Below are 4,081 nucleotides of genomic sequence, written 5' to 3' on the forward strand. Positions count from 1 at the left end.
CCCGCCGGCCCTCGCCCACCGCGAGTGGAAGGACGGCAAGCCGGACAAGCCGCTGCCGCTCGTCATCGCGCTGCACGGCGGCCTCGCCAACATGTAGCGGATGGAGTCGTCCCGGCAGGCGGCGCAGACCTGGTTCGACCTGGCGGAGCTGCTCGCCGAGAACGGCTCTCCGGACGACGACCGGCTCGCCGCCTACGGACGCGCGCTGGCCTGCGCGGGAGTCTGACATCTCCGGTGCTTCCGAATCTTGATCTTTAACCCGGCCTTCCCGGCATAATGTCGCCCGGCGAGGGATGGTCGGGGGAAGGGTCCGGGGGATGTTCGGTGTGGTGCGGCCGTGCCGCCATGTGCTGGCGGGCGGTCTGTTCGAGGAGTGGATGGCCCACCTGTGCGGGCTGTGCCTGACCCTGCGGCGTGAGCACGGGCAGGCCGCCCGGATGGTCACCAACTACGACGGCCTGATCGTCTCGGTGCTGGTGGAGGCGCAGGCGCCGGAGACGTCCCCGCGCCGCGCGGCCGGGCCGTGCGCGCTGCGCGGCATGCGCGGCGCGCAGGTCGTCCGCGCGCAGGCGGAGGGCGCCCGGCTGGCCGCCGCGACGTCCCTGCTGCTGGCGGCCGGCAAGACCCGCGACCACGTCGCCGACGGGGACGGCCCGTACGCGCGCCGGCTGGTCGCGGCGGCGGCGTCCCGGATGGCCGACCGCTGGGACGAGGCGGGCGCGCGGACCGGCGCGGCCGTCGGGTTCGACCCGTCCGTGCTGCGGGACGCCGTCGCGCGTCAGCCCGAGTTGGAACGCGCCACGGGGCTCGGGCTGCTGGAGCTGACCGAGCCCACCGAGACCGCGACGGCCGCGGTGTTCGCGCACACGGCCGTGATCGCCGGACGCGAGGGCAACGCCGAGGCGCTGTCGGAGGCGGGACGCTTCTTCGGACGCCTAGCGCACCTGATCGACGCCGTCGAGGACATCGAGGAGGACGCCGCCGCCGGCGCGTTCAACCCGCTGCTCGCGACCGGCACGTCCCCGGCCGAGGCCCGCCGCGTCTGCGACGACGCCCTGCGCGGCCTGCGGCTGGCGCTGGCGGACGTGGAGATGGAGAAGCCGCGGCTCGTCCGGGCCCTGCTGAACCGGGAGATCGGGCGCACGGTCGACCGCGTCTTCGCCCCGTACCCCGAGGCGCGGCGCAAGCACAGCGCCTCTTGCAAGGCGCCGAAGTCCGCGCACGACGAGGACGTGAGCGTCCAGTTCCAGCGCGTCGAGGACGCGCACGGCGAACTCCCCAGGGCTCAGTTCCCGCCGCCCGGTGGTCACCAGCCGTATCCGCCGCAGGGGCAGCCGTACCCGCAGCAGCCGTATCCGCCGCAGTATCCGCAGGGCCAGTACCCGCAGGGGCAGTACCCGCAAGGGCAGTACCCAGGCCGGCAGCCGCAGCCCGGCTACGGGCAGGGATACGGGCCTCCGCCCGGCCAGCCTCCGCACGGCGGCGGCGGTGGCGGCGGTGGTGGCTGGTTCCCGGGTGGGCCGGGGCACGGCGGTCACGGTCACGGGCCCCGGCAGAGGCCGCCGCGCCCGCCCTGGCCGATTCCGTGCTTCACCGGGACGCTCGTCTGTGTGACCTGCGGGCTGTACCAGCCGGCATGGAGCGAGTGGAAGGGCCGGTCGTGGGACGACCGCTGCGTGGTCACCCGGGAGTGCGAGTGCAGTGACTGCTCGTGCTGCGATTGCGGATGCTGCGGCAGCGGCAACGGCAGCGGCAGCAGTGGAGGCGGGTGCTGCGACTGCGACTGCGGGTGCTGTGACTGCGGCTGCGGGAACTGACCGCTGAGGCGTCCGTCCCGGCATTGACCAAGCGATCGCTTGGTGAAACGCTCGGGACGTGCCGCACGCGACCTTCGCCGAGACGCTGCTCGCGCGGTCCGGGGATCCCCGTCCGGGCCTGTTCTTCGAGGACGAGGCGTACCGCTGGGACGAGGTGGTCCGCGCCGCCCGGGCGCGGGCGGCGCTCGCGCCCGGCCTGTGCCCGCGCCCGGACGGCCGCTCCCGCCACATCGGGGTGCTCCTGGAGAACACCCCCGAGTTCGTGTTCTGGATCGGGGCCGCCGCGCTGGCGGGCTGCACGCTGGTCGGGATCAACCCGACCCGGCGCGGCGCGGGGCTCGCGGCCGACATCCGGCACACCGACTGCGACGTGATCCTCACCGACGCGGCGCACGCCCCGCTGCTGGACGGCCTGGACCTCGGCGTCCCCGTCCACCGCGTCGACTCCGCCGCATACCTCGCGGCACTGCCGTCCGACCCGCCGGAGACCGTTCCGGCGGCGGATCCGGCGGACCGGCTGCTCCTGCTGTTCACCTCCGGCTCCACCGGCGCGCCGAAGGCCGTGTCCTGCGGGCAGGGCCGGCTCGCCGGCATCGGGTCCAACGCCTCGAACATGGGCATCGAGCGTGACTCGGTCACCTATGCCGCGATGCCCTTGTTCCACGGCAACTCGGTCATGGCGAACCTCGCCATGGCCACCCACGCGGGCGCGGCCGTCGCGCTGCGCCGCAGGTTCTCCGCGTCCGGCTTCCTCCCGGACGTCCGGCGGTACGGCGTCACCTACTTCAACTACGTCGGACGCGCCCTCGCCTACGTCCTCGCCACCCCCGAACGCCCGGACGACGCCGACAACACCCTCGCCACGGCGTTCGGCACCGAGGCGTCCGCCCAGGACATGGCCCGGTTCGGGCGGCGGTTCGGCTGCCGGATCATCGAGGGCTACGGCTCCAGCGAGGGCGCGATCGCCATCCACAAGGTCCCCGGGACCCCGCCGGACGCCCTGGGCGTGCCGCGCCCGGGCGTCGAGGTCGCGATCCTGGACCCGGCGACGGCCGCAGAGTGCCCACCCGCCCGGTTCGCCCCCGACGGCTCCCTGCGCAATCCGGACGAGGCCATCGGGGAGATCGTCGGGCTCAACGTCGCGGCGTCCTTCGAGGGCTACTACAACAACCCGGAGGCCGACGCCGAGCGCGTCCGCGGCGGCCTCTACTGGAGCGGCGACCTCGGCTACCGGGACGCCGCCGGCTACCTCTACTTCGCCGGGCGCACCGCCGACCGGCTCCGCGTGGACGGCGAGAATTTCGCCGCCGCGCCCGTCGAGCGCGTCCTCGCGCGCTGGGAGCCGGTGGTCATGTGCGCCGTCTACCCCGTCCCCGACCCCCGGACGGGCGACCAGGTCATGGCCGCCCTCGAACTGGACGGACGGCCCTTCGCCCCGGACGCCTTCGCGGCCTTCCTCGCCGCCCAGCCCGACCTCGGGACCAAGTGGGCCCCGAGGTTCGTCCGCGTCGTCGAGTCGATGCCGCTCACCGCGACCGGCAAGCTGGACAAGCGCCCCCTGCGCCGCCGGCGCTGGGACGTCGGCGGCGTCGGCGTCGGGGGCGAGAACGCGGCCGGGGACGGGGAAGGCGTGTGGTGGCGTCCCGGCCGTGACCTGGCCTACCGTCCGCTGGACGCCGCGTCCGCCGAGGCCGTCCGCGCCGAGTTCGCCGAGCACGGCCGCGCGCACGTCCTGAGCGCCCTCTGAACGGGCCCGGCCGCCCGACCCCGATCAACGACCCGGAGCGCGGCCATCGCGCAGCGTCAGTAGGGTGGTGGAGGCCCACCCGTTCGACTCTGGAGACATCCGGCCCGCCATGAAGACCTCCATCCCGCGCCGGCTCGGCCTGCTCGCCGCGCTGGTCACGGTGCTGACGACGGCGTTCGGCGCGGCGCTGAGCACGCCCGCGCTGGCCCACACCCGCCTGGTGGGCAGCACCCCGGCCCGCGACGCCGCCGCCGCCTCGGTCACCGAGGTGAAGCTGGTGTTCAGCGACCGGATCAGCTTCGCGAAGGTCCTGGTCAAGGACAGGGCGGGCAAGCAGTACCAGTCCGGCGCCGCCCGCCACGAGGGCACCGGGGTCACGCAGCCGCTGACCGGTCCGCTGCCGTCCGGCGCGTACACCATCGCCTACGCCGTCGTCGGCGAGGACGGCCACCGCGTCGAGGGCTCCGACCTGACCTTCACCGCCCAGGGCGGCGCCCAGCCCAACGGGGCCCAGCCC

At 74.7% G+C, this 4,081-nt stretch carries 4 protein-coding genes; all 4 read left to right on the plus strand.

Annotation, left to right across the window (positions count from 1 at the left end):
• The first annotated feature begins 100 nt into the window (after positions 1-100).
• Positions 101-226 carry a hypothetical protein gene (locus tag AB0J52_RS30430; RefSeq protein WP_500186100.1) on the plus strand — a complete coding sequence of 42 codons (126 nt, stop codon included), beginning with the start codon at positions 101-103 and terminating at the stop codon, positions 224-226.
• 91 nt (positions 227-317) lie between these two features.
• On the plus strand, positions 318-1,817 hold the full coding sequence (locus AB0J52_RS30435; RefSeq protein WP_500186101.1) for a DUF5685 family protein: 1,500 nt from the start codon (positions 318-320) through the stop codon (positions 1,815-1,817).
• A gap of 58 nt (positions 1,818-1,875) precedes the next feature.
• On the plus strand, positions 1,876-3,564 hold the full coding sequence (locus AB0J52_RS30440) for an AMP-binding protein (RefSeq protein ID WP_500186103.1): 1,689 nt from the start codon (positions 1,876-1,878) through the stop codon (positions 3,562-3,564).
• 109 nt (positions 3,565-3,673) lie between these two features.
• A partial coding sequence (locus AB0J52_RS30445; protein ID WP_500186105.1) for a copper resistance CopC family protein occupies positions 3,674-4,081 on the plus strand: 408 nt, incomplete at its 3' end.

The sequence above is a fragment of the Spirillospora sp. NPDC049652 genome (genome assembly GCF_040675125.1).
In the GTDB taxonomy this organism is placed as follows: Bacteria; Actinomycetota; Actinomycetes; order Streptosporangiales; family Streptosporangiaceae; genus Spirillospora.

Coding starts and splice junctions, on each gene's coding strand:
- AB0J52_RS30430 (WP_500186100.1), top strand. CDS start 101: ATGGAGTCGTCCCGGCAGGCGGCGCAGACCTGGTTCGACCTGGCGGAG.
- AB0J52_RS30435 (WP_500186101.1), top strand. CDS start 318: ATGTTCGGTGTGGTGCGGCCGTGCCGCCATGTGCTGGCGGGCGGTCTG.